Source organism: Paenibacillus medicaginis (assembly GCF_042138635.1).
Classification (GTDB): domain Bacteria; phylum Bacillota; class Bacilli; order Paenibacillales; family Paenibacillaceae; genus Paenibacillus; species Paenibacillus medicaginis.
Genome location: NZ_JBHIRY010000004.1, coordinates 132,481 through 157,143 on the forward strand (window position 1 = coordinate 132,481; position 24,663 = coordinate 157,143).

The 24,663-nt window shown below is 53.2% G+C and carries 28 protein-coding genes, 1 pseudogene and 1 riboswitch; of the genes and pseudogenes, 8 read left to right on the top strand and 21 right to left on the bottom strand.

Going from position 1 to position 24,663, the window contains the following annotated elements; translation table 11 throughout:
- Positions 1-24: 24 nt before the first annotated feature.
- The 8 genes from cobK to ACE5LO_RS06175 form a co-directional block, all read right to left on the bottom strand.
- Entirely contained in the window at positions 25-786 is a 762-nt protein-coding gene (cobK, locus tag ACE5LO_RS06140; protein ID WP_375519142.1) for a precorrin-6A reductase, read from the bottom strand.
- Positions 783-1,796 carry a sirohydrochlorin chelatase gene (locus ACE5LO_RS06145; protein ID WP_375519143.1) on the bottom strand — a complete coding sequence of 338 codons (1,014 nt, stop codon included), beginning with the start codon at positions 1,794-1,796 and terminating at the stop codon, positions 783-785. The genes cobK and ACE5LO_RS06145 overlap by 4 nt, the downstream gene beginning before the upstream one ends.
- 50 nt (positions 1,797-1,846) lie before the next feature.
- Positions 1,847-3,580 carry a precorrin-3B C(17)-methyltransferase gene (cobJ, locus tag ACE5LO_RS06150; protein WP_375519144.1) on the bottom strand — a complete coding sequence of 578 codons (1,734 nt, stop codon included), beginning with the start codon at positions 3,578-3,580 and terminating at the stop codon, positions 1,847-1,849.
- Between the two features lie 15 nt (positions 3,581-3,595).
- A complete protein-coding gene (locus ACE5LO_RS06155) occupies positions 3,596-4,435 on the bottom strand; it encodes an energy-coupling factor ABC transporter ATP-binding protein (protein ID WP_375519145.1) in 840 nt (279 codons plus the stop codon).
- Positions 4,436-4,457: 22 nt separating this feature from the next.
- Positions 4,458-5,240 (bottom strand): cobalt ECF transporter T component CbiQ, encoded by a 783-nt coding sequence (gene cbiQ / locus ACE5LO_RS06160; RefSeq protein WP_375519146.1) that lies wholly within the window; start codon positions 5,238-5,240, stop codon positions 4,458-4,460.
- Positions 5,224-5,520 (bottom strand): energy-coupling factor ABC transporter substrate-binding protein, encoded by a 297-nt coding sequence (locus ACE5LO_RS06165; RefSeq protein ID WP_375519147.1) that lies wholly within the window; start codon positions 5,518-5,520, stop codon positions 5,224-5,226. Before ACE5LO_RS06165 ends, cbiQ begins: the two co-directional genes overlap by 17 nt.
- Complete coding sequence (locus ACE5LO_RS06170) at positions 5,517-6,287, bottom strand: energy-coupling factor ABC transporter permease (protein ID WP_375519148.1); 771 nt, start codon at positions 6,285-6,287, stop codon at positions 5,517-5,519. Before ACE5LO_RS06170 ends, ACE5LO_RS06165 begins: the two co-directional genes overlap by 4 nt.
- Before the next feature lie 265 nt (positions 6,288-6,552).
- A riboswitch (cobalamin riboswitch) is annotated at positions 6,553-6,745 on the bottom strand.
- A gap of 80 nt (positions 6,746-6,825) precedes the next feature.
- Complete coding sequence (locus ACE5LO_RS06175) at positions 6,826-7,407, bottom strand: LOG family protein (protein ID WP_375519149.1); 582 nt, start codon at positions 7,405-7,407, stop codon at positions 6,826-6,828.
- Between the two features lie 390 nt (positions 7,408-7,797).
- Between ACE5LO_RS06175 and ACE5LO_RS06180 the strand changes: the two genes are divergently transcribed.
- Entirely contained in the window at positions 7,798-8,277 is a 480-nt protein-coding gene (locus ACE5LO_RS06180) for a hypothetical protein (protein ID WP_375519150.1), read from the top strand.
- Positions 8,278-8,417: 140 nt separating this feature from the next.
- On the opposite strand, the gene ACE5LO_RS06185 is transcribed toward ACE5LO_RS06180, so the two are convergent.
- From ACE5LO_RS06185 to ACE5LO_RS06235, 11 genes are all read right to left on the bottom strand, one after another.
- Positions 8,418-8,726: a hypothetical protein gene (locus ACE5LO_RS06185; RefSeq protein ID WP_375519151.1), complete on the bottom strand. Its 309-nt coding sequence runs from the start codon at positions 8,724-8,726 to the stop codon at positions 8,418-8,420.
- On the bottom strand, positions 8,704-9,570 hold the full coding sequence (locus ACE5LO_RS06190) for a uroporphyrinogen-III synthase (RefSeq protein ID WP_375519152.1): 867 nt from the start codon (positions 9,568-9,570) through the stop codon (positions 8,704-8,706). Before ACE5LO_RS06190 ends, ACE5LO_RS06185 begins: the two co-directional genes overlap by 23 nt.
- Before the next feature lie 91 nt (positions 9,571-9,661).
- A complete protein-coding gene (locus tag ACE5LO_RS06195; RefSeq protein WP_375519153.1) occupies positions 9,662-10,759 on the bottom strand; it encodes a GerAB/ArcD/ProY family transporter in 1,098 nt (365 codons plus the stop codon).
- 44 nt (positions 10,760-10,803) lie between these two features.
- Positions 10,804-11,028, bottom strand: coding sequence for a hypothetical protein (locus ACE5LO_RS06200; protein ID WP_375519154.1), 225 nt, complete (start codon positions 11,026-11,028; stop codon positions 10,804-10,806).
- Positions 11,025-12,209 carry a Ger(x)C family spore germination protein gene (locus ACE5LO_RS06205; RefSeq protein WP_375519155.1) on the bottom strand — a complete coding sequence of 395 codons (1,185 nt, stop codon included), beginning with the start codon at positions 12,207-12,209 and terminating at the stop codon, positions 11,025-11,027. Before ACE5LO_RS06205 ends, ACE5LO_RS06200 begins: the two co-directional genes overlap by 4 nt.
- A 3-nt stretch (positions 12,210-12,212) precedes the next feature.
- Positions 12,213-13,811, bottom strand: coding sequence for a spore germination protein (locus ACE5LO_RS06210; RefSeq protein WP_375519156.1), 1,599 nt, complete (start codon positions 13,809-13,811; stop codon positions 12,213-12,215).
- Positions 13,812-14,018: 207 nt separating this feature from the next.
- Positions 14,019-14,429, bottom strand: a complete 411-nt coding sequence (locus ACE5LO_RS06215; protein WP_375519297.1) for a DoxX family protein — start codon at positions 14,427-14,429, stop codon at positions 14,019-14,021.
- Between the two features lie 96 nt (positions 14,430-14,525).
- A complete protein-coding gene (locus ACE5LO_RS06220) occupies positions 14,526-15,386 on the bottom strand; it encodes a M56 family metallopeptidase (RefSeq protein WP_375519157.1) in 861 nt (286 codons plus the stop codon).
- Between the two features lie 3 nt (positions 15,387-15,389).
- Positions 15,390-15,803 carry a BlaI/MecI/CopY family transcriptional regulator gene (locus ACE5LO_RS06225; RefSeq protein ID WP_375519158.1) on the bottom strand — a complete coding sequence of 138 codons (414 nt, stop codon included), beginning with the start codon at positions 15,801-15,803 and terminating at the stop codon, positions 15,390-15,392.
- Between the two features lie 114 nt (positions 15,804-15,917).
- Entirely contained in the window at positions 15,918-16,715 is a 798-nt protein-coding gene (locus tag ACE5LO_RS06230; protein ID WP_375519159.1) for a winged helix-turn-helix domain-containing protein, read from the bottom strand.
- Positions 16,691-17,086: a Fur family transcriptional regulator gene (locus tag ACE5LO_RS06235; RefSeq protein WP_375519160.1), complete on the bottom strand. Its 396-nt coding sequence runs from the start codon at positions 17,084-17,086 to the stop codon at positions 16,691-16,693. Before ACE5LO_RS06235 ends, ACE5LO_RS06230 begins: the two co-directional genes overlap by 25 nt.
- 294 nt (positions 17,087-17,380) lie before the next feature.
- On the opposite strand from ACE5LO_RS06235, the gene ACE5LO_RS06240 reads away from it, so the two are divergent.
- The 3 genes from ACE5LO_RS06240 to ACE5LO_RS06250 all read left to right on the top strand — a co-directional run bounded on the left by ACE5LO_RS06240 (position 17,381) and on the right by ACE5LO_RS06250 (position 20,330).
- A complete protein-coding gene (locus ACE5LO_RS06240) occupies positions 17,381-19,318 on the top strand; it encodes an anaerobic ribonucleoside triphosphate reductase (protein ID WP_375519298.1) in 1,938 nt (645 codons plus the stop codon).
- On the top strand, positions 19,315-19,824 hold the full coding sequence (gene nrdG / locus ACE5LO_RS06245; protein WP_375519161.1) for an anaerobic ribonucleoside-triphosphate reductase activating protein: 510 nt from the start codon (positions 19,315-19,317) through the stop codon (positions 19,822-19,824). The genes ACE5LO_RS06240 and nrdG overlap by 4 nt, the downstream gene beginning before the upstream one ends.
- Positions 19,825-19,919: 95 nt before the next feature.
- Positions 19,920-20,330, top strand: coding sequence for a DUF948 domain-containing protein (locus ACE5LO_RS06250; RefSeq protein ID WP_375519162.1), 411 nt, complete (start codon positions 19,920-19,922; stop codon positions 20,328-20,330).
- Between the two features lie 44 nt (positions 20,331-20,374).
- Here the strand turns inward: ACE5LO_RS06250 and ACE5LO_RS06255 are convergent, their stop codons facing one another.
- Complete coding sequence (locus tag ACE5LO_RS06255) at positions 20,375-21,025, bottom strand: helix-turn-helix domain-containing protein (protein WP_375519163.1); 651 nt, start codon at positions 21,023-21,025, stop codon at positions 20,375-20,377.
- A gap of 529 nt (positions 21,026-21,554) precedes the next feature.
- Between ACE5LO_RS06255 and ACE5LO_RS06260 the strand changes: the two genes are divergently transcribed.
- The 4 genes and pseudogenes from ACE5LO_RS06260 (at position 21,555) to ACE5LO_RS06275 (ending at position 23,396) form a co-directional block, all read left to right on the top strand.
- Positions 21,555-21,782: a hypothetical protein gene (locus ACE5LO_RS06260; RefSeq protein WP_375519164.1), complete on the top strand. Its 228-nt coding sequence runs from the start codon at positions 21,555-21,557 to the stop codon at positions 21,780-21,782.
- A gap of 102 nt (positions 21,783-21,884) precedes the next feature.
- Positions 21,885-22,169 (top strand): annotated as a pseudogene (locus ACE5LO_RS06265) (transposase); the annotation flags it as partial.
- Positions 22,170-22,319: 150 nt separating this feature from the next.
- The gene (locus tag ACE5LO_RS06270) at positions 22,320-22,628 is read left to right on the top strand and encodes an antibiotic biosynthesis monooxygenase (RefSeq protein ID WP_375519165.1); all 309 of its coding nucleotides are present in this window, start codon (positions 22,320-22,322) and stop codon (positions 22,626-22,628) included.
- 48 nt (positions 22,629-22,676) lie between these two features.
- Positions 22,677-23,396: a 3-ketoacyl-ACP reductase gene (locus tag ACE5LO_RS06275; protein WP_375519166.1), complete on the top strand. Its 720-nt coding sequence runs from the start codon at positions 22,677-22,679 to the stop codon at positions 23,394-23,396.
- A 79-nt stretch (positions 23,397-23,475) separates the two neighbouring features.
- Here the strand turns inward: ACE5LO_RS06275 and ACE5LO_RS06280 are convergent, their stop codons facing one another.
- The gene (locus ACE5LO_RS06280; RefSeq protein ID WP_375519299.1) at positions 23,476-24,606 is read right to left on the bottom strand and encodes a nitric oxide synthase oxygenase; all 1,131 of its coding nucleotides are present in this window, start codon (positions 24,604-24,606) and stop codon (positions 23,476-23,478) included.
- Between the last annotated feature and the right edge of the window lie 57 nt (positions 24,607-24,663).

Here is a 24,663-nt window from a genome sequence, read left to right on the forward strand (position 1 = left end):
CTTTATTTCCATCTGGCCTGCACTTTAGGTCTTACCAAGCTCCTCCAATATGCCTGCAAAATGGTCGTATACTGTACCGAAATCCACCTCGGGCCGTGAAATCAACACGACGCGGATGCCCGCGTCCAGAGCGGCCTGCACCTTTTCGTCGACTGCCCCGGTGCGCCCGCTTTCTTTGGTCACCATGACGGTAGTGCCGAAATGCTTGTACAGCGCCTCGTTTAATTCTCTTGAAAAAGGCCCCTGCATGGCGATGATGTTCTTTTGCTCCATGCCAAGCCGGCTGCATTTCTCCATATTGTCCATACGCGGAAGCATACGTGCCACCAGCCGGATGTCCGGATCGCCGAGCAGCCTTGCGGTGAAAATCTCCAGCGTTTTGCTGCCGGTTGTGAGCATGATGGAGCCTTTCAGGGAACGGGCGGTGTCAGCCGCCTCTTCATAGGAAGCAGCCACATGCAGCAGCGGGTGGTCGTCGTAAGCGAGTCCCGCCCGTTCAAAACGGATATAGGGAAGCTCGCACTCCCTTGCGGCCGCCATGGCGTTCGCATGCGCCTCCTCGGCAAAAGGGTGGCTGGCATCAACGATCGCCCGCACCCCCATTTCCTTAATCAGCGCTGTCATATCGGCAGCGGTCAAACGTCCGGTTCGGGCCTCCAGCCCGGCTGCGCGCAGGCTGGCTGCCGCGCTCTCTGTCACGACAGAGGTAAGTACACGGTAGCCGCTGCTCTGAATTTGCAACGCCAGCTCCCGCGCATCGCTCGTTCCACACAGCATGAAGATCATAAGCCGTTCACCTTTTTATCTACGGTGTTATGCGAGTGCTCATGATCATGGTGATGGTCGTGATGATGGTCATGGTGGTCATGGTGATGATCATGTCCATGGTCGTGGTCGTGATCGTGGTGGTCATGGTGATGATCGTGTCCATGGTCGTGATCGTGGTGGTGATGATGGTGCTCCTGCGCTGCCAGCCGGTACTGGCAGTTGTCGCAGTTGGCAAACACCCGCCCGTGCAGGCCCTCCTCTACGCGCTCCAGCACCAGCTCCACCAGCCGCGGATGGAAGCCGAAGTATCCGCCAATTTCCACCTGCACCTCCGGATGAGCCTCGGCGAATTCCAGGGTCATATCGTTGATTTTTTTGATCAGCACGCCTGTAAAAAGAAAATAAGGAAGCACGATAATTTTTTTAGCGCCCAGGCGCAGACAGCGCTCAAGCCCCTCCGGATAGGACGGTTGCGTTACACCGATAAAACAGTTCTCTACCCAGGTGTAGGGCAGCTTTTCCCACAGCATCCGCGTCATCTTGAAGAAATCACTGTTTGCGTCCGGATCACTGCTGCCCCGGCCCAACACAAGCACCGCTGTATCCTGATCCGTCACCTCGGCCTCCAAAGCCGGGCCACGCCCCATTCCCGCCACTGCGGCCACGGGCTGCGCTTCAGCAAGCCTGCTCTGCAAAATTTCTATAATTTTCTCGTGCACCCCGATAGGACGTCCGTACACAAACTCGATTTCGGGGTATTTAGCCTTCGCCCGATCAATAGCCATCGGAATGTCGATCTTGGCATGACCGGCTGCAAATAAAATAATCGGCACGATCACGACCCGGCTTGCCCCCCGTGCCGCGCAGGCTGCGATGCCCTCGCCAATCGTCGGCCCCGTCAGCTCCAGAAAACAGGTCTCCACCAGCGTATCCGGTGACTTGGACGCCACCGTTTTCGCGAACTCCAGCAGCTCCTGGTTCCCCTCCGGGTCCCGGCTTCCATGTCCGACCAGCAGTATTGCATTCATTACATTCTCTCCCTTCGTATTGCTAAAACTTGGGCCTCTATTTTTTATCTTTAATCGCCGCAAACCGGATTGACCTCTACAGTAACAGGGGCATCTTCATGACGGAACCCGCCCACAACGCCCACTCGCTTGAAAAACTTGTGGAAGCGCTCGTTCGGATGTCCTTTCTCCTTGAACTCTGACACGATGCCCTCTACGATGTCCGCAATTTGATCGGCCGGAATACCCTCCGCGACAGGCTGTGCCGGATGCGCATTCCGGCCGAACTTTTTACCGCCAAGGAACAGGTCGTAACCGCCCTTGCGGTATACGATGCCGATATCTTCGAGCACGGCGCCGTAGCAGGCCATCGCACAGCCATTCACCGCGATGCTGGTTTCCTTTGGAGCGGACAGGCCGCCAATAACATCCTGCAGCCGCTCGGCTACCGGCACGGCATCGTCCTTTTCCAGGTTGCAGAAATCGCATGCTTTCACCTTGATCACGTCGCCGACCGGCATAATGATCAGCTTCGCCTCGGCCAGGCGCGCGACCAGTTCATCAGGGTCGGCGCACGGGACGCGCAGGATAATCTGGTGATCTGTCGTATACTCCAGTTCACCCTCATCACCTGCGGCTTCGGCGAGCAGCGCCATCTGGCGGGCGCTGAACTTCTTGTTGCCCACCCCCGGGGCAACGCCGATCTCGAACAGCGCCGGCTTGCCATAGCCGGGCGCTGTTCCCGCCGCCGCCACGGGCACCGGCGGCGCCTGGCCGCTCCAGCGGACGGCTGCTGCCTCCGGCAGCCGCCCGCCGGCGGCCAGACGGCCGAGCGCCTCGGCGGCCAGCTCGGCTGGGCCGGGTGCAGCCGCTGCGGTCGCGCGCGGCTGCTCCGGCCTCTCCAGCACGGCGATGCTCTGCCGTGCTGCCACAGGGGCGGCGGCTGACGCGCCGCCGCCGCCGTTCCCGGCCGCGCCGAGCGACCACGGCTCGGCTTCCGGCCGCAGCCGCTCGTGCGGCTTGAGCGGCTGCTCCGCCGCATCAAGCGTATACTTGCGCTGATAGCCGCGCGGCGTAACGATCAGACCGTCATAGACCATCGTGGATGAATTGCCGATAATGACGGTCGTCAGCATACCGATGTCGTGATTCAGCATGTCTTCCAGCGTAGTCACGATGACCTGCTGGCGGTCCCGGTAGGCACTTTTGACAAGTCCGACCGGTGTCTTGGGATCACGGTAGCGCAGCAGGACTGCCTGCGTCTCCACAATCTGCCGCGTACGGCGGCCGCTGCGCGGATTGTACAGAGCAATCACGAAATCTGCAGACGCTGCCGCTTCCACACGCCGGATGATCGTCTCCCATGGTGTAAGGTGATCGCTGAGGCTGATCGTGCACGCATCATGCATGACCGGCGCCCCCAGCAGCGAGGCACAGGATTGAATGGCGGATATGCCCGGGACGACCTCAACCTCGACCCCGTCGCTCCGCCGCCAGCCTTTCTCCATCAGCACCTCATAGATCAATCCCGCCATGCCATAGACGCCGGCATCTCCGCTGGAGATTACCGCCACCTTTCGTCCGGCCTCCGCCTGCCGCACAGCTTCCTGGGCGCGGCTCACTTCTTCCGTCATCCCGGTGCGGACGATCTCCTGTCCGTTCAGCAGCGGACGAATCAGGTCCACATAGGTGTTGTACCCGATAATGACTTCACTCTCGGCGAGCGCGTCCAGCGCTCGCTTCGTAATATGCTCCATATCCCCTGGTCCGAAGCCGATCACCAGCAGCTTGCCAAGCTTGTTCATATGAATCCTCCTCCATTACACAAAATTGTTCGCCAGATAGACTTTAAACTGTTCCGTACTGCGCGGAACGGGCCTGCCTTCCCGCAGTGCGGCAGGCAGGCTCTCCCACAGATCGACAATCACGGGAATTTCCAATCCAAGCTGTTCCATAAGCTCCTTATTGGCAAAAACCTGATCCGGCGGGCCTTCCATACGGCAGGTTCCCCGGTCGAGCACCACGATCCAGTCCGCCCAGCTATAGGCCGTATCCATATCATGGGTAGCCATGACGACCGTCACCCCGGTGCGGTGGATTTCATCGATGCTGTGCAGCAGGAGTCTCTCCGAAACAGGGTCCAGATAGGAGGCCGGTTCATCCAGCAAAATCACTTCAGGCTGGGTGGCGAACACCCCTGCGAGCGCCGTTCGCTTCTTCTGCCCCAGGCTCAGATGATGTATGGGCCGGTCGGCCAGCTCCAGCAAGCCAAGCCGTTCAAGCGCCCGCTCCGTACGCTGCCGGATCGTCTCTTCATCTATGCCGGCGCTGCGCAGTCCAAAGGCAACGTCCTCCCGAGGCGTGTTCAGAATGAGCTGCTGCTCCGGGTCCTGCAGCACCAGACCGACGGCCCGGCGCAGCTCCTTGAGCCCTTTGCGCCCATAATCCAAAGCCATGCCACCGTGCAGCACCCTTCCGCCCTGCGGCCTGAGAATGCCAACCGCGTGCAGGAACAGCGTGGATTTGCCTGCCCCGTTATGCCCAAGCACCGCTGTCTTCATCCCCCGTGGAATCCGCAGCGACATGCCGGCCAGCGCGGCACCTTTGGCATCAGGATAGATGTATCTTACATCCTGCCATTCCAGCACCAGTTCCACCATATTCACCTTCCTGTCATTCAATTCAGTTCAATAAGCGAATGCACAGCTCGGCAACGGCCAGCAGCGCTGTACCGACCCACCCTTCCACTCTGTAGCGCACAGGCATTGGCAACGAGGCATCCGGTCCCATACGGATCGTGCCCTCATAACCGCGCACGGTGTATCCGACAATAGCTCCGCGGTACCTCTCCATCGTCTTCGCAAACAATCTGCCCGCCAGGGCGGCGGTATCCGCAACAGCAGCCCGGAAACCCCTGCCGCCCCCGCGGAGCCTGCGCGCCAGCATCATGCTTGCGGCCGTATCCCCCAGCAGGAACAGAAATCTGTACATAATCATCGTCAATTCTATGACCACGGCCGGAAGCCGCAGCTTTTCCATCACCTTCAGCAGACCTGTAAATGGAGTCGTGAGAATCAGAAACAGAAAGCAGGACAGGCACACCCCTACCCGCAGCAAAAGCTCTTCCGCCCGCTCTGCCGCTTCGGGCGTGACCAGAAGCACATGAGTTCCCCAACCCAGCAGCACCATTCCCTGTGCAGGGCCTGGAGCAACCTCAATTAACAGCGCAGGCAGACTCAGTATATAGAAGAGCAGTGAGGCGGCCATCAAGGAAGCATACGGCTTCCATGGAACCCCGCCATACCCTACCGTCCATAGGACGAGCCAAATCCATACGGCCAACTGCACAGGAGGATGTCCGATATAAGCCATTACAAACATCACCGCTGCAAAGCCGCTTTTCCAAAGCGGTGAACAGCTGCTGAGCTTTCCTTGATAAGACAGGGAATCAATCCTTCTGAGCATCTGTCCGGCTGGCGTCCTTTCTCCCTTTGAACAGACCGATGATATAACCGATCAGTCCCGCACCCAACGCAGCCTGCAGAGCAAACAGCATGCTTTCCGTTTCTGGCGGCGGCTCCAGCAGCGGCTGAAACCATGGAGTATAGTGGGGATTGATCTGGGTAATCGCCTCCTCGGCGGCACCGTCCGCGCCTCCGAAGTCGCCACTCACCAGCAGCAGCGGCAGGGCGGCCAGCAGGATGACGGTCAACAGAACCAAGCCTGTTATCGTTCTTGTCTTCATGACGGCTTAGCCTCCTTCATGCCGCGCCTGAGCACGGACAATTCGTTCGGACTATATGCTTTAAGCCATTTCCACAGCATAACCGTCAGCAATCCCTCGCTGAGCGCAAGCGGCAGCTGCGTCACGGCAAAAATGCCGCCAAATTTCAGGAACGATGCCCATACTCCGCCGTGTACGGAAGGAAAGGCAAGGGAAAGCTGCACGGAAGTAACCAGGTAAGTCGTCATGTCGGCTATAGCCGCAGCGGCGAAAACGGCCAACCATTCCTTGCGGGTTGTGTTCATAAGCAGCCTGTACGCTGCATAACCGGCGAATGGGCCGGCCACGGCCATGGAGAACGCATTCGCCCCCAGCGTTGTAATCCCGCCGTGCGCCAGCAGCACCGCCTGGAACAACAGCACAATGGAGCCAATCACGCTCATGGGCAGGGGCCCGAGCAGCACTGCGCCCAGTCCCGTTCCGGTTGGATGAGAGCTGCTGCCCGTCACGGAAGGCAGCTTCAGGGCAGACAGTACAAATGTAAACGCCCCCGCCAATCCAAGCATCAGCTTCAGCTCAGGGGCTTCTTTCGTCAGTCGAGTTACACTGCGGACACCAAAAGCGAAGAAAGGAAGAAATAGAATCCACCAAAACAACGCCCAACCGATGGGCAAAAATCCCTCCATGATATGCATGGCATAGACCTCTTGCGGGCTCACCGCCAGAAAATACAGCGTAAATGCGGTAATCAACAGCCCCAACCCAATGCCTCTACCCCGTTTAAACAACTTATCCACCCCTTTCATATTCACAGGCTCAAAAAAGCCCCATCCTTAGAGGATGGGGCTTGCATGTACGCAATTCAGTCACCGTCAGCCAGGCAACCTTAAACAAGGCTCCTTTACGCATAGCTTGCCCGATATCCCCGGTCAACAAGAAGATGAAAGCTTCACATCCTCCTCTTCATCCATGGATGAAAAATGTTCCGGAACATCGGGAGCCCCGCGCAGGCTCGTCCACCGATTCGTACACCACTCCTTTCCGCGAAGGATTACGGTGCATATAGGCAAGGTAGGTCTCCTGGCTTTGGATCATCAGTCTTCTTCGTCTTCCCCGGGTCTGATTCGAGTGACATATTAAAGAAAAAAAACCTCCCCATTACAGTGGCGGGACCGCTCGGGATTTGCACCCGATTCCCTGTTACCCTTTGCCCCTTGGCAAAGGCACCCTGCCTGGTCGCTTATTCGATTGTGAGTCCATCATAACCCTGCCTTCGCGGAAAGCGCAAGCACGAAAAACATGAGATGCAGGTTCGATTCAGCCTCATCAAACGGTTTCCGCGTCGCCGGTCTGCTGAAGCAGCAGCCCGTTAGGGGAGCACATTCTCTCGACCAGCGCTCCGGCATCCTCCTCAAGGATGATCAAATCCAGATGCGTTCGACCCGCAAATCCCTCCTGCACGCTGTGGCGGATTAATTCCATTAGCGGGTTGTAGTAGCCGTTTACATTTAAAAGTCCGACAGGTTTGCTGTGCAGGCCGATTTGCGCCCAGCACAGCACCTCAAACAGCTCTTCAAAGGTGCCGATTCCGCCCGGAAGCGCAATAAAACCGTCGGCCATTTGGTGCATTGTGGCCTTACGTTCATGCATGTCCCTGACCTCAATAAACTCCGTCAGCCCCTCATGCACAATTTCCCGCCGGAACAATGCCGTGGGCATAATGCCGGTCACCTGTCCGCCCTTGGCAAGCGCGGCATTGGCAGCCGTGCCCATAAGTCCAAAGCTTGAACCCCCATAGATCAGACGCAGCCCGTTGCGGGCGATATGCTCCCCGAGCCGGGCTGCCTGCTCCTTGTACTCCGAAGCCACTCCATCGTTAGAGCCTGCAAACACACAAATCGACCTCATGATTCAACACCTCTCTCTATCCATATTCAGCAACGGCATCCATTAGTTATCTAATTTCAACTTTCTCGTTGTATCATAATAGAACTTGCGGCCTGTGAAAAGGAGAGCAGTAACCCGATGCCTTATTTTAACACTTTTCCAAACTCTGCTTTGACTCTTTGAAGATCAGAGGAACTATATTTTTTTGACTTATAGGATAATTACTTAAAACTTAATATTTTTCCCTGATCCATGCAAACTATTCAATTTGTGACCATTTCGACAAAATATTTTTGTTTTTTTCTTCATTATTTCTCATAACAACGCAAATTATAGGTCTTAGTAACTATAGACATATGGACTAGATTGATTATAATTCTCTATGTAGTTAAATTTTAGGAGGTATATGGAATGAAAAAAGTTATGACTTTTGGATTAGCTGCATCATTGCTTCTGTCACTGAGCCCCGCTGCTTTTGCGCAAGGTTCACTTCCAGCAAATCAAGCTGTGGATTCACTTTCAGCAAATGAAACTGTGAAGACTGACGCTGGTTACATGCGAATTGTCGAAAGTCAGGGAGATGTTTATTTCCCTATGGACGTACAATTGATTAACCCTGTGCGCCACACTGGATCATCATCTTATGAAAGATCCTTCACTATGGATCCAGCGAACGGTGAAGACGCAAACGTTAACGTTAAAAATAGCGGAACTTCAACCGTTTATTTGGAGGTTACAGATTCAAGCGGGTCTACTATAGAAGCATCCATTGCTGCAGGAAAACAAAAAACTGTATCTATTTACACAACAAAAAGAAATTCATATAAGGTATATGTATATACCACCGACGGCTCCAGAATGGATATTAATGTAAGCGCAAGACAATATTAATTCATTTTCTAATGCGTGTCCATCTTAGATATACATAAAAAGGACTCCGCCTGGCTAAATGCCAGAGGAGTCCTTATTACCTTTCCGGTCAGGATGTATACGAATATGCTCCAGCCCTTCTTCAATCTTCGTCTACTTGCTCATAAATCGCTGCATTCATCTTTTGTATGAACGCCTGCCATTTCCAGAAGTGACATACCTTCTTTGTATTCAACAACGCGACCACCTTCCAAACGATGGGGAATTCGTTCGTACAATTCACGTTCCTCAACCAAATCAAGCAATCGTTCGTACTCCTGTAAGGCATCCACCATCATTCGATATTTATCCATGTCGATCATCGCCACTTTCAGTTGGTCTTTGATCACAATGCCGAGTTTTCCGTTTTCCTCCAGGGGGTGAGGCAAGTCATAACAGGTAACCCCTTTACTCCTCTTCCGCTTTGCCACAATCCTGGCTGCTTGTCAGACGGAAACCATTCGCAAATCCGGATTCGAAATAGCGTCCCAGTTCCACCATCATGCTGCCCATACGCTCCTCGGCCGGCATGACAATGCGTTCAATGCCTTCCTCCAGCATCGCCTGTGCCGTCACTTTCCCGACGGAAACGGCAATAATGTCGCTCTGGAAGGCGGCCAGCACATCGTCCATGACGCCGCGGCTGCGTGCATATTCGGCCAGGAAACGAATTTGCGGTCCGCTGGTGAACGCCACGGCATGCACCCGCCGTTGCACAATATCATTGACCAGGTCTTCCAGATCCTTCGTTTCCGGCGGCACATGCTTGTAAGGCAGCAACTGCCGGACATGGGCGCCCTGCTCCTCCAGCCAGCCGGCCAGACGCGGAGCGGGATCCCCGTGCAGCTGCAGGAGCACTTTCTTCCCTTCCAAATGATAGGGGGCAAAAGAACGGATCAGCCCCTCTGTACTCCCATCATCGTCGCGTACCACCGGCGTCAATCCACGCTTCCTGAGCGCATTCACCGTTTTATAACCGCGCGCCGCAATCTGTGATGCTGCCAGCAGCTCGTGCAGTTGCCCGGCAACCCCCATTTCTTCAGCCATTTGATACAAGGCATCCAGTCCCATGCCTGTCGTCAACAGCGTCCAGTCCGGCGGGGAGCTTAGCCATGATTCAATGCCGGCGCGGAGCTCGGCGTCGTCCAGGAACACGGTCCCCTGTGCCGGACGAAGCAGCGCCACTCCCCCCATTTTCTCTACCAATGTCTTCATTTCCTCTGATTTGCGCGATCCTGCCAGTGCCACGGTCTTGCCTGCCATACGCAGTGCCATAAAGCTCCTCCCTTGCTGCTCGTACATTTGCATACAAGTATACCGTTCGGCGCAAAAAAGGCAACAGCAAATTGCTCACAGGATGCATGACTTACGCAGGGTCAGGCTGCGCCTCCCCTTTTTGTCCACTTTCTTTCTTCGGATGTAATATAAAGAAGAGCACAACTGGCAGAACCACATAGAAGATCAGGACGTATACTGCCCATTCCCTGCTGAAGGCAAACAGCTGCGGAATATTTTCGAAAAACCAGAAGGTGCACGCAAACCCCAGAATTCCTACCGGCAGAACCGCAAGCTCACCCTTGACGGCAGGCAGCAGCCGCCTTGAAGCGCTGCACAGCACATACAGATCAACCCCAGCTTTGATGATAACTGTTGGCAGTGTTCCTGCCGCAATCAGCAGATCGAACCTGTCCAGAAAATCCGTAATTTGCACCTGCCGGACAAGCTCGTAGGACGGAAAGGTCAGACGGGCCGTAATCAGCGGACCGAGCACGGTCTGCTGCTGCAGCAGCAGAATCATGAGCATCAGCATACTGCCCAGAACCCCGCCAAGCGTACTGCGGAGCCGGCAATTCTCCTCGGACAGCACGTAGGGAAGCACCGCCAGGTCAGCCATGTAAGCCAACATGTGCCAGCTTCCGCGTACAAATCCTCCGGGATTGAAATCAAGCACAGGCCGTAGCAGCGACAGATCCATCGCTTTTCCCAAAGTAATCGGCAGAATCACGGCTGTGGCAATAAGTAATGGAATAAACATTTCCGCCATGCCAACCAACGTGCCGATCCCCCCCCGAACCATAAAGACGATCGTAATCAACAGAAAAAACGCAGTCACGATAATCGGTGTCAACGGCAGCAGCGTAATCGCGACATGATTCGTCAATAGTCTCATGTCTCTGGCCAATACAATCAGGTTGAACCCGAAATATAAAAGCACCAGCAGCCGTCCAAAGATGGGGAAGCGGGAGATCAGAGCCGCAAATAAATCCTGGTTGGAAAACCGTCTTTGAATCCTGTTCAAAACCCAAACGGAAAACACCAGCACCAGAGCGACTGGCAGAGGTGTCAAAAACATATGCTGTTCGGCGGCTGCAGCTGCCTGCGCCGGGGCATGAAACGACGTGACTGTTATACTCATCAGCATGCCAAGAAAAACAATCTGCCTTGTTGTGAAATGTTTCGTCATCTTCATTGCTCCTTCCCGGTCGAAAATCTTTTCAGAAGCGCTCCTTAGGGCAGAGGGACCAGCGCATCGATCACCTGGGCCAGCAGCACCGAAGGATGAAGCAGGGACGATGAGTTACCTGTTTCATAAAGCCAGATGACAAAGCTGATTCCATAGATGCTGAAAGCAAACCAGCGGTTCGCCGGAGATGAATTTTTCAGCTTCTTCCGGTCCATCACATACATAAGCACAATAACCAGCAGCATCGGCACGACAAGTTTTTCAATCATGGATGATCTGTTCCTCCCTCAGCCCCAAAGGGCTCCGTAATTGCGCCTGTGTTCTCAACATGCACACTCGTCCGGACTTCAACCTCAATCTCCGGATACAGCGTCGACCAGCGTCCCCTCACCCGATCCCAAACGCTCGGAAGATTCGTTTTGAGCACCCTGCCAAGGCCCAAAGCATCGGATTGATAATCCCGCTGTACAACCCGTATGCTTTCCTCGACATTTTGGCGGATCAGTTCCTCCGCTTCGCGCTCAAGCCATTTGATGTTCCGGGGCTGTGCCATATGGTGAGTGGACTCGTTCTCGCTCAGTTCCCCTTTGACGCGCAGGTTCATGATCATTTTGATTTCATCCCCCTGTACAGCAGGCTTGATCTTAACATCGGTTTCGTTTAACAACAGCATAATCTCACCTTTACCCTTAGGCGGTGCTATGATGAACTCTGTCGATTTGGACTGACCCATAGCAAGCAGCAGCCCCCTCGCCAGCTCATGGCTTACCGTACCGGCTACCTTGTCCCCCTTAAACACCGCCAGGCCTTTGATTTTTATATTTTTTTTGCTGCCTTTCCAGCCCTTAGGCAAACTATCGGTAAGCCCGACAACAGGCAGTACGGGATCGACCCCCTCGCTCAGCATGGTATGTATTAGAAGCTTCAGGCTGCGCGGCTCCTTCATATATGAAATCGCCAGCTCACGCACCATCTCTGCAGGATACTGCTCAATCGGCGCCTGCGCCCGGAAAATATCGGCTGCGCGCCCCTCAGCAACCACAATAAGGGCAGAAAGCCTGTTCTCAGGGCTGCGGACCAATACATCGATCAGGCGGGCAATTCCCTCCCTTGCCATATCCGCGCCAATAATCAGCATCCGTCGGTGCGAATAGTTAAGCTTCCTTGACGTACTCTCCTGTTCCTTGTCATTTACTTCCCGCATCGTCCTTCCTGCCTTTGATTCCAGGTAGTAGGATTTATCCCCGCTGGTGCCTCCCCCTCCTCCCGCATTCCCCGAAGCGCCAAGCTGACCGGGCAAGGCAATTTGCAGTGTATTCCTGTATTGCTCCCCTTCTTTATCCACGGCGGTTCCCAGGACAAATGCAACATCATTGATCTCCTTGCGATCCCAACAGCCCCCGAGCAGGCATGAACATATCAGTAGAAGAAGTACCTTTCCCGCCCTCATGGATTACCACTCCTTCTCCTCGAGTTGCCTCCCGTTCATGCCCTTTTTCTGCCGATGTTCATTATTTGGCGCGAGCCAGGAAGGGCGGCTCATCATGTTCCACCATGGGGTTCGGACCAGAATGTCCTTCTGGTCTGAGTGACTGTAAGGGCTGAATCCAGCCAGATATGGCATCCCGAAGGAGGTTAATTTGGTCAAATGCACGGTGATCAGGACCATGCCGATGATGATCCCGAACAACCCGAAGGCCCCGGCCAGGATCATGAGCGGGAATCGCAGCATCCGGACCGTAATCGCAAAATTAAAGCGTGGAATCGTAAAGGACGCAATGCCGGTCAGCGAGACGATGATCACAACAGGCGCCGAAACAATGCCTGCCTGTACCGCCGCTTGCCCGATCACGAGTGCTCCGAGAATGCTCACCGCCTGTCCCACAGTCTTTGGCAGCCGAATCCCGGCCTCCCGCAGCGCTTCAAAGGATACTTCCATCATCATCGCCTCGACGATGGCCGGGAAAGGAATTGATTCACGGGCGGCGGCTATACTCAGAATCAGCGTTGTAGGCAGCATATCCTGATGGAAGGTCGTCACCGCAATATACAGGGCGGGCAGGAAGAGAGCAATCGTCAGAAAAAAGAATCGAATCCAGCGCACCATATTGCTGATAAAAAAACGTTCGTAATAGTCCTCGCTGGCCTGCAGCATTTGCCACATCGTAACCGGCCCGATCAATGCAAACGGGGTGCCATCCACAAGGATGGCAAAGCGGCCCTCCAGAAGCTGGGCGACCACCGTGTCCGGCCGTTCCGTATACTGCATTTGCGGGAAAGGCGAATGAGGGTGATCTTCGATCAGTTCTTCGATATAGCCGGTTTCCAGTACGGCATCGATTTTGATTTGATGCAGTCTTTGTTTCACATCTTCAATCAGCTTTTCACCGGCTATCCCCTCTATGTAAGCAAGCGCGATGCTGGTCTTGGTCTGTTCTCCGAGAGTAAGGGCGTATAGCTTGAACATGGGGTTCTTCAGCTTGAAACGCAGCAGTGCCGTATTCACCCGCAGCGTCTCGTTGAAGCCTTCACGCGGTCCACGGATTACGGCTTCGGTCTCAGGCTCCTGCACGCCACGCCGCATGCCGCCTTTTACACTGAACAGGTAGGCCGTGGCCAGACCTTCCAGAAACAATACGGCACTGGCGTCCAGCACAGCTTCCGTTACCTGCCGAAATTGATCCGCCGACTTGACCTGAGAGAGAGAGATCCGCGTCTCGTCCACCGGCTCCAAATGCACCTCTGTCCCTTCGTTGGTCTCAATCAGCGCTTGAATAACAGGCTGCAGGATGTGCAACTGCAAATCCTCGGTTTTAACCGTTCCCTCCAGAAACACCAGTAATGCCTTGCGGCCCGGTGTCACCGTAAACTTGCGAAAAATGATATCCGAACAATCACGTAAAATATCCTTCATCGCCTGCTCATTTTCGTCAAGACTGCCGCTCAGCGGTCTTTCAAGCCACTTCACTTCAGGCAGCTTTTGCGAAGGTTGCCCGCTCCGTTCTGCTGCGGGCCGTGTCCTTTTCTTCCAGGGATATCGGATCTTCTTCATTTGCCCTCCTCCTTCACACTCCTTGCGTGGCCAAATGTGGTTCTGCTGGTTAGGATGTGTTCTGGCAGGTAAATTTATGTACATGAGAGGACCTAACTTTGAGATCAAATGGGGGATGGTTAAGCTAACTGAGCGGAAATAAAAACGAGGCTGGCCGGCAATGGACGGCAGCCTCGTTTCCTGTTGAATTTTAATGATTCGGGGTTTCTAAACGGTCTGGGTATTACTGATCCCGGATCTTTTGCGGGCAATGGCCGCATCCACCGAATAAGCTCCCGCACCGGTAAATACCTGTTGCAGGGCAGCGAACAAAATGATCAGTTCGAATTCCATTCCCATATATCCCTGGCCGAACTTAGCCGTCAGCAGCACGCCAATCATACTCACCGTCAACGCTGCACCGGCAAAGCGCGTGCCCAGGCCCAGAATGAGCAGAATACCGCCAACAAGCTCAACCGAAGCGACGACAGGAGCGAGAAAACCCGGAAGTCCGAGGCTCTGGAAGAAGCCTGTCGTCCCGCCAAGTCCCTGAAATTTCTGAGCACCATGCACCATAAAAATGATCCCTGTCATCCACCTCACCAGCAATAGTCCTATGCTTGTCATCTTTTGATTCATCATTGATATTCCTCCTTTTTTTCACTACGATATGTAGTGTAATAAAGTATAAAAATCCATACCGTATATATAATCTTCTATTCGCGCACGCACTGACTATATCAGCGCAAGCGCGAATAGAAGGGACAGCAGAGACAATACGTATAAAGATATCATGACAGGACGCCAAGGCAGCCTGGGTGTTAGCACACGATGCGGGTCCAGAATGCGGGAGATCCGGTAATTAATCGAGGTCTCCGCAAAAGACGAGCACACGGCTGTCATCAGCGGCTTGGAAGTTCCCCGTGAAGGGTTGCGCAGCAGCTTCAGCAGCGCACTGCCGATGCCTGCCGGAGTTCCGGTACGGCTGATGGCCTCATTATCCGCCAAAATTTCGCGGGCAGTCTTGTAATGATCGAGAATATGTCGCAGTACAGGCACATAGAACAGCAGGGAGGAGCACAACTGCAGCAGCCACGTTTTTAACGGATCGTAATGCCGCATGTGGTAGGCTTCATGATAGACGACCGCCGCCTCTTCCTCCTGATCCAGCATCGACAGCAGTGTGGAAGACAGTACAATTTTCGGGAAAAGCAGGCCCATAGTGAAAGCTGCGGGTTTGTCGTAATCAATCACCCAAATGCGGCTTCCCAGGTCACCATACCTTGCGCCCAATTTCTCTGTCAGCTGCAGATTTCGCATGCTTTCCAGCTGCAGGAATGCTCTCCTTGTTGCTATACATTGACGTACAGCAAACCAACTGGCTACTACAAAGGTCAGCACGACCAGCCATGTCAATCCGTCAACTACGTAATCGATGCCTAAGGCATGCAGCAGCTGCCTGCAGATTTGAAAAACATTAAAGTTCAAATCCCAGCCAAACGCCATATGCCCGCCATACATCCCCATTTGCAACAGGATGATCCCGGACAAGCCTGCACCGGCCGTAAACAGCAGTTTGGATCGTGTTTTCCACATCGCTCACAATTCCTTTTTCCATTGTTTGATTTTCTGTTCAAGCCGTTCAATCAGTTCCGGATCGGCTTCTTCCAAGGCATCAATCATATGGTTGACCGCAAGCGGCCCGAACTGCTCAATCAGCTCATGGCTGAGCTCCTTCGACTGCGCGTCCATAAATTTCTCCCGGCTTAGCACCGGGCGGTACAGCGAGGTACGCCCGCGGAGCTTCTTGCTGAGCACACCCTTGTCCACCAAACGGTTCATAACAGTCATCACCGTATTGAAGTTAATGTCCTTGTCATGCTCCAGCAGCGTCTGCACTTCCTTGATGCTCCGGTCAGGAGCATCCCATAAAATATCCATGATGCGGGATTCCAGAGGTCCGAAAAAACGGTTCAGCCCTCTCTCTCCGGTCTTAAAGTTCAGTCTTCTCATCCTGCACACCTCTCACACTACCCATTGTAGTGATGCCTGATCTGGAAGTCAACTGTCAAAACATAGCGCATAGCTGAAAAACGGGCCTTCATCCCGAAGCCCCGCTGCAATTTGTTAATCAGCCAATCTGTAACCTACGCCTCTTACCGTGGTAATGTAGCGCGGCGCTGCCGCATTGTCTCCCAGCTTCTTTCTGAGGCTTTTGACATGCACGTCCACCACATTGCTGCCCCCGATAAAATCCGTATCCCATATGTCATGCAGCATCTGCTCACGGGAAATCACACGGCCCTGTGTCTCAATCAGCTTGAGCAGCAGATCGTACTCCGTCTTGGTCAGGCTAAGCTGCCGCTCTGCCTGATGGACCGTCATTTTCCCACGATCAATCCATATATCCTTAAAAACGATGCGCTGTCCGGCAACAGCCTGCCCCTTCTGTGCAGGGTGGCCGCTCAGTATCCGTTCGATCCGCTGCACCGGGCGGGCAGAAGCGGCAGGCCAGCTTATAAGCTCTTCATGAGGCAACAGCTGCCGGGCGGCTTCCATCAGGACATCATTCACCAGATATACGCGCGGCCCAGCCCCTTCAGCAAGAGATTCATGCCACCGCTGCAATGCGAACGCATCCTCAAAGGTTGTAGCATCAAAAAGAATCAGGTCCGGCAACAGCTGCTCCTGCAGCTCAGGGCTCCAGCGATGGAACGCCATGACATCATAGCAGGCATCCGTCAGCATACGTACCCATGCCTGCACAACACCCGGAACTGCGCTGACCAGTGCAATCCGCCGTGTAGTCGGGCAGAATAATGGCAGATTGGCTTCCGGCGACTTCGGGGCAAAACGCGTCCGGACGGTGCGTGGCAGCCGGACTCTTGCAACCGCTTGGCTTATCTGATTCGTTTGCTTTGACATTCCGGACATACACCTCCGAATACGACATGGGCGTGGGCAATATCATACCCCGTTTCTGCCATAACTTCCTTCGTCCATTCCAACGGAACTTCGCTCATCACTTCATCCACCCGTCCGCACACCTGACAGATGACATGCTGATGATCATCCATACGCCCGTCATAACGGCTGGCCGCCTCCCCCAGCTTCAGCTCACGGATCAGCTCTTTATCCGTCAGATAACGGAGCGAGTTGTACACTGTACCGTAGGCCAGATTGTAACCACGCTCCATCAGCCGGTTCATAACGTCCGCCGCTGTGGGGTGATCATTGGATTCACGAACCACATCATACACAGCCTGCCGCTGTGAGGTTAAATTCAGAGTTCTCATCCCGTGCATCTCCCTTTTATATCACTAAGTCTTTCATCACAGTCGATATTAGATTAGAATAATTATCGTTTATTTTTAGACCTAGTATAAATCTTATTTTATAGTTCGTCAATACAGCAGCAAGTTCAAGACGGCCCCTTTCGCAATGAGAAGCAACCCGGGACCAGCCAGCTTTGCCCTCAGTGATCCCGACCGGAAAATGTGACTTACATCACATAACCAAATACAATATATAGCTAAAATAAGGATACTTTGTTCTATATATTGTGAAATTCGGAGGAATAAATTATGAATATGTTGTCAGATTCCAATGTCCGAACTATCGGTGAACGGGTGATCGGAGCATGTGACCCCGACATTTTGCGTGAAAATGCCAACCTGAACGGAGAATCCTTCAGCGGCAAAATGAGCAGGCTGGGATCGGAATACGCCAAATGGTATGCCAGGGAATTCATTCTCCCGAAGGAGCTTAAGCAGGCGGTAGATCAGGGATATATCTATATCCACGATCTGGACCAGTATGCGCTCGGCACCACGAACTGTATCTTTATTCCATTTAACAGGCTGTTGGAAAGAGGATTTAATACCGGCAACGGATCGGTAAGAACGCCCCAGACCATCATGTCCGCCATGGCGCTAGTGGCCATCATTTTTCAGGCACAGCAAAACAGCCAATTTGGCGGCGTGTCTGCCAACAAGATTGACTGGGACCTTGCCCCTTATGTAGCGCGCTCTTTCCGGAGACACTTCAGTAAGGGACAGCGGCTTTTTGCAGAGACAGCCCCATTTGCCTATGAACAGATACATATGGAAAGTGAAGTAGCACGGAATGGATGCCCCCGCTCCTATGCGTTCGCTATGGAAGAGACGGTCGCGGAAACGCGCCAGGCGGCAGAATCCCTCATCCATAACCTGAATACGATGAGCAGCCGGGCCGGAGGTCAGATTCCTTTTACCTCTCTTAATTACGGTATATGCACTTCCCCCGAGGGAAGGCTTGTATCCCGCACGCTGCTGGAAGCAACGATCAGCGGGCTGGGCGCAGGCGAAACACCTGTGTTTCCACAGCATATTTTCCAGTGCAAGCAGGGGATCAACCAAAAGCCTGGCGACCCGAACTACGATCTGTTCCTGCTGGCCGTCGAGTGCTCCAGCAAACGGTTGTACCCGAATTTCGTCAATGTGGACGCCTCTTTTAATTTGCCGTATTACCGGGAAAACGATCCGGATACGATTATCGCCACCATGGGGTGCCGTACCCGCACCATCGGCGACCGGTTTGGCAGAAACCGCCAGAGCGGGAAAGGGAATCTGTCTTTTAATACGATCAACCTGCCGCGTATCGGCATTGAGCATGGCATATGCAGAGGAAACCGCAGCCACCCGGATATCAAGGGATTCTATGCCACGCTGGAGAAGAGCATGAACATTGCCGTGGAGGGGTTGATCCACCGCTACCACATTCAGGCCCGTCAGCCTGCGAAGGCCTCCGATTTCATGATGAGGGAGGATGTATGGGAGGGCGGGGGCCAGCTGTCTGCCGAAGAAGAGGTCGGCCGTCTGCTGAAGCATGGTACATTGGCCATCGGATTTATCGGGCTGGCAGAATGCATGAAAGCGATGTATGGCATGCACCATGGGGAGAGCGACACCGTACACAGGGAAGCACAGCGCGTCATTGCCGCGATGCGTGCTTTCTGTGACCGGATGAGCGAAACGCATAACCTGAACATCACCCTGTTTGCAACACCTGCCGAGGGACTCGCAGGCAAATTCACGAAGCTGGATGCTGCGGAATTCGGAAGCATTGAAGGAGTTACGGAGCGCGAGTATTATACGAACTCTTTTCATATTCCCGTTTATTACAAGGTGACAGCGGCACGCAAGATTGATCTGGAGGCGCCTTTCCATGCCTACTGCAACGCGGGCGCCATCTCCTATATTGAACTGGACGGCAATGCCCGCAGCAACCCGGAGGCGTTCCGGTCCATCGTGCAGTACGCCCTCTCCCAGAATACCGGGTATTTCTCCATCAATCACCCGATTGACCGGTGCCCGGATTGCGGATATGAAGGCATCATTGGCAGCGAATGCCCGCAATGTGGCACGGACGAGGAAGCCACCCACTTTCAGCGGCTGCGCCGCGTCACCGGTTATCTGACCGGAGATTATACCGTCCGTTTTAACGCGGCCAAGCAGGCGGAGGTTCGGGATCGGGTGAAGCACCGTTGAATTGGTGCGGTTACATACCCGAATCGCTGAATGAAGGAAGCGGCCTGCGCGCCGTCGTATTCATCAGCGGCTGCCGCCACGCCTGCCCCGGATGCTTTAACCCCGCCTCATGGAGCTTTCGCGCGGGGGAGCTCTTCACCCTGGAGCAGCAGCAGTCCGTGATCCGTGAAGCATCGTCCAATCCGCTGCTGGACGGGCTCACGCTGTGTGGAGGCGACCCCTTCTTCTCGGCAGCGGACTGCATTCCATTCGTGCAGACATACAGAGCCGCCTGCCCCACCCATACGGTCTGGGCGTACACAGGCTTTACGTTTGGGGCACTGATCCAGGACCTGGTCATGCTTGAGCTTGCCAGGCTATGCGATGTCATCATTGACGGCCCCTTTATCGCGGAAGAAAGAGATGTTTCCCTGCCCTTCCGGGGAAGCCGGAATCAGCGGCTTGTCGATGTTCACAAGAGCCTGGAGGCGGGTCATGTCATCGATTGGCAGCCGGCGTATCTATAGCTCTGTGCCCATTCTTCTGCTGCGAATATCATCTAAAGATTAGGCATAAAGTCAATGGACTTGTACATACCATGGTAGCAGAAGGAGGATGGTGTATGTCGGTTGAATTCAGTGTTTTCCTGATCGCCATTGCATTTGTCGGGCTTGTCGTCAGCGTCATCGCGCTGCTGCGCAAAGTGCTGGTCTCCCTGGATGAAGCGAACAAAGTGCTGGCCGAAGCACGTACCGCCGTCCGGGATATAAACAGCGAGGTAGGCAGCGTGCTCCAGCATGCGAACGAAATTGCCGTTGAGGTAAAAGACAAAATCCGGGCCATTGATGCCATCGTCAACTCCGCGCAGGATGTCGGCCAAATTTTGCACACCGTTACGGACACAGCCAGAAGGGCCGTCGCCGTGTTGAACTACAGTAGCCAGGCAGTGTCGCCAGAGTATGTACCCTCCAACAAAATTACGATACGAAAAACGTCTATCGAAGCAGCCGCCAAGGAGACAGACCGCATTTAACGGTCAGCCTGTTGAGCCTCCCTCAACAGGCATGTTTTTTATGTTCATTTGCAGATTTCTTCATACTTTTCTAGAAAAAACGCATGGCTGCATTTTAGTGTTAGCCTAAAGGTACGGTTTCTGCCCCTCTCATCACCTTCCAGGAAACAGCTGCTTGCAGTATCAATGTGAACACAGTTACCCTCCGTATGAGAAAGTCTTGCATATAATTCTGTGTCCGTTGCTTTTAGGCTTAATAACTCGGTACTTCCCCCGTCTCTAGAGGCTTGTTCAATATCTTGCCCATTAAATAGCGAGAGTACCACATCCATACTTCTTGCTTTGGCCCCATAGACCCTTGTGTAAAGTTCAAAAGAAAATAATCCGTAATTCATAATTTCAACCATTACGGTAACGTCGTTCTTTATACATTCATTGATCAACCACGCGGTTTGCTGTAGGGTGATTGGCATTGGACTCTTATTATGACTCGTTCCCGTACCCTTTAAGATGTAATCAACGGTAACGCCAAAGTAATCCGACAAGGCTATTAAAAATTTTGCACTTGGTTGCTTTTTATCGTTCTCCCAATCGCTAATGTTTCCGGAATTCGTACCGATAGCCTTCCCCAGCACGTCCATTGATACCTTTTTTGCTTTTCGTAAAAGGTGAATTCGCTCACCAATTGTATTCTGACTTTCATGCTCAATGCTCATAAGTTCAAACCCTTCTCATTTTCACTGTCAAAAGACAGAAAATAACTTGATTTAGCTGTCATAAGATAGTATTATTAGTTATGTAGGCACTCTCTTACTCGTTTTTAATAGTATCAAATGCCAATGCTTTTTGACAATCCAAGACAGGGTTCGATGATCTTGGTTTTTTGCATGAAATGGACGGTCTATAAAGACGACGAAAAGAGGGTTATAGCCAAGAGCGTGTGATTTGATATATCGTTGTTTAGCTATATTTGTGGTGTTATAATGAAGCGAGGTGATATGCTTGGACGAAAAGGTACTTGATATACTCAGTCAAATGCAGACGCAAATGAGCGGGATGCAGAACCAAATGTCTCAAATGATTGAGCGGATGGACAGCATAGAGTCTAGAATGGGCAGCATGGAGTCTAGGATGGACAGCATGGAGTCTAGAATGGGCAACCTGGAGTCTAGAATGGACAGCATGGAGTCTAGGATGGGCAACCTGGAGTCTAGGATGGGCAACCTGGAGTCTAGGATGGACAGCATGGAAACAAAAATGGGACGCATGGAAGTTGACATTTCGAGCATCAAAGAAACCGTCAACCGAATTGAAACGCACCAACATGATAATCTGATTGCAACGCTGGAACGAATCGACAAACGAGTCGAACAGATTTCGGAATGGAAAGAAGAAACCGACAATGTTGTTGATCTACTTGCTCAAAGAACAACAAGACTTCAAGCCAAAATGAAACTAAATCCCTCATCTTAACGAGGCCACTGAAAATGTTCGCTAAATATTGAAAGAAGCTGTTTCCTCAGAAATATGGGAAATCAGCTTTTTTTTGCTATATAATTAAGACATTAATACGATATTATCGTTCCTAAAGACAACATGTTGCGTCAAATCAATAAACTTGTGGATTTCTCTTTTATTTATGAGGAGCTTAGAGGCAAGTATTGTCTGGATAACGGCCGAAATGCCATCGATCCCCTTCGGATGTTTAAATACTTGCTGCTGAAGGCGAACTTTGACTTGTCCGATGTCGACATCGTCGAACGTTCCAGATACGACCTGTCGTTTAAGTACTCCCTGGGCATGGCGCCGGAGGAATCTGTCATCGATCCTAGCTCGCTCACGAAGTTTCGCAAGCTGCGGTAGGCTCATCCGACGGGCGATACGGGCGCAAATTGAACTCCTGAGTCCCTCCCCGCCGCTGTTTGTTTTCGCCGGACAGGAATCGTTATAATAAGACTTGTCATGTGCATTACCGCTGAAGCGGACCTTACTCGGGAGAGGAGAATCACGATGTTCGTTGTGACTAATACGATCAAAGTCAAGGAAGGGGCCGGTAAAGAGCTGGCCGAACGGTTTGCCGAGGGGCAGGGCGTACAGGAAATGCCGGGCTTTATGCGCCTCGAAGTGTGGCATGGCGTCAATAAGGAGCAGGAAGAGCTGAAGGTATGCACCCTGTGGGAGAATGAGCAGTCTTTCCGCAATTGGACATCAAGCGATGCTTTTCGTGCGGCACACCAGGGACGGGGCAAAAACGAGGCCATTCTGGGCGCTTCCCTGGACACCTATGAGTTAATAGTGCAGGTATCCGCAGAAGAATAACCCTTTCATACCAAAACCCTTATAATCATAATCAGGAGGCATATTTTCATGGAACTTAAGAACAAAACCGCTGTCATTACCGGAGCAGGCAAAGGCATCGGCAGAGCGATCGCTGAAGTTTTGGCCAAAGAAGGCGTCAATCTTGGTCTCATCGCGCGAACGGCTGCCGATCTGGAACAGCTCCAGGCTTCATTAGGAAATACATACGGTGTAAAAGTAGCCAGCGCGGTAGCCGACGTATCCGACCGCACACAGGCTGAAGCGGCTGTAGCTTCGCTCGAGATGGAGCTTGGGGCGATCGATATTCTGATCAATAATGCGGGAACCGCCACCTTCAGTTCCGTACTGGACATGGATCCGGAAGAATGGGAGCGCATCGTGCGCGTCAACCTGATGGGCACTTACTACGTGACACGTGCCGTTCTTCCAAGCATGGTGGCGCAAAGCAGCGGCACCATTATCAACATTTCCTCGTCGGCAGGGGAACGTGGCTTCGCGACCGGTTCGGCCTACAATGCATCCAAATTCGCGGTCATGGGCTTTACGGAAGCGCTGATGCAGGAGGTCCGCAAATCCAACATCCGTGTTACGGCACTGACACCAAGCACTGTAAATACGGAGCTGGCCTCCAGCGCCGGGCTCAAAATCGGTGATGAAGACCGTATGATGCAGCCGGAGGACGTGGCCGAGCTGGTACTTGCCACCCTGAAGCTTCCGCAGCGTGTTTTTATCAAAACAGCAGGGATTTGGACAACCAATCCCCAATAAGGACTCTTGTGCAAATCAAAAGGGAGCGATTCTCGGCCAAATGGACCGGAAACGCTCCCTTTCTTTTTTTAGAAAACACTTAATGGAACGGGCAACCGCTGGTGCCTGGACGGGACGCAACCTTCTTTTCCTGGGCAAAAAAGTTAGGCTTCACCACTCTGTTTTCATATGAGCTGTGGAAAATAGGAGTAGCAGCCGGGGAAAGTGGCGGAATGAGCCACGTCCAGTCCCCTGTCAGCTCCCGGCCAGCTTTCCGTTCCCGTTCCTCGAACAGCTTGAATTGGGCCGCCGCCGTATGATGGTCGACGATACTCACCCCTTCTCGCCGGAACGAATGAAGAACAGCCGCATTCAGCTCAATCAGCGCACGGTCCTTCCAGAGTGTCGTTTCGCTGGAGCGGTCAAGCCCCATCAGCTCCGCTACCGCGGGCAGCTTGTTATAACGGAACGTATCCGCGAAGTTGCGTGCGCCAATCTCGGTTCCCATATACCAGCCGTTGAACGGTGCCGCCGTATAACGAATTCCGCCGATGCTCAGCATCATGTCGGCAATGATGGGAACCGCGTACCAGCGCAGGCCCAGCGCAGCGAATCCCTCGATGTCCGGATGATCGATATCAATCTGCTTCACAATCTCCTCCGGAATCGGAAACAGTAGAGGCGCCTGTCCATCCGCCTCAATGATCAGCGGGAGAACGTCGAAATCAGTTCCCCTTGACTCCCACCCCAGACGCTGGCACAGCTTCGTCAATTGAAGGGAGATCGGATCACCAACGATCCCATGCTCTGTTTCATACCCTGCATAGCGGATCAACTGGTGGTTCCAGATTCCGATGTCCGTTTTGTACGGCTGCGAGGGTCTGTATACCGTTAAGGTAGGAATAATCTTCCCCCCGTTGGTCGCTGTCTCGATATGCCTGCACAGCGATTCCGCAATATGAGCGGCTCTGCTAATGTGGCGCTCATCCCTGACGCGCAGTTTGTCCCAGAACAACCGGCCAATGCAGCGATTGCTGTTCCGCCAGGCCATGCGGGCTCCGTGTTCCAGCTCGGCAAAGGTATGCTCGTAGGTTCCTGTGAGTTCAATTTCCCTTTTTACATCAAGAAACCGGGCCCCCGCTTCCTCACGGCTCAGACCCAGTTCCTGATAACATTTATATATAAAGTGCTCCGCTTCCTGCAGAAGCGATGTGCTTTCCGTTTGCACTATTCAGCTCCCCTGTTCCATGTCGCGGGGCCGCAGTGGCCCCTCCTGCTTAATATCCCC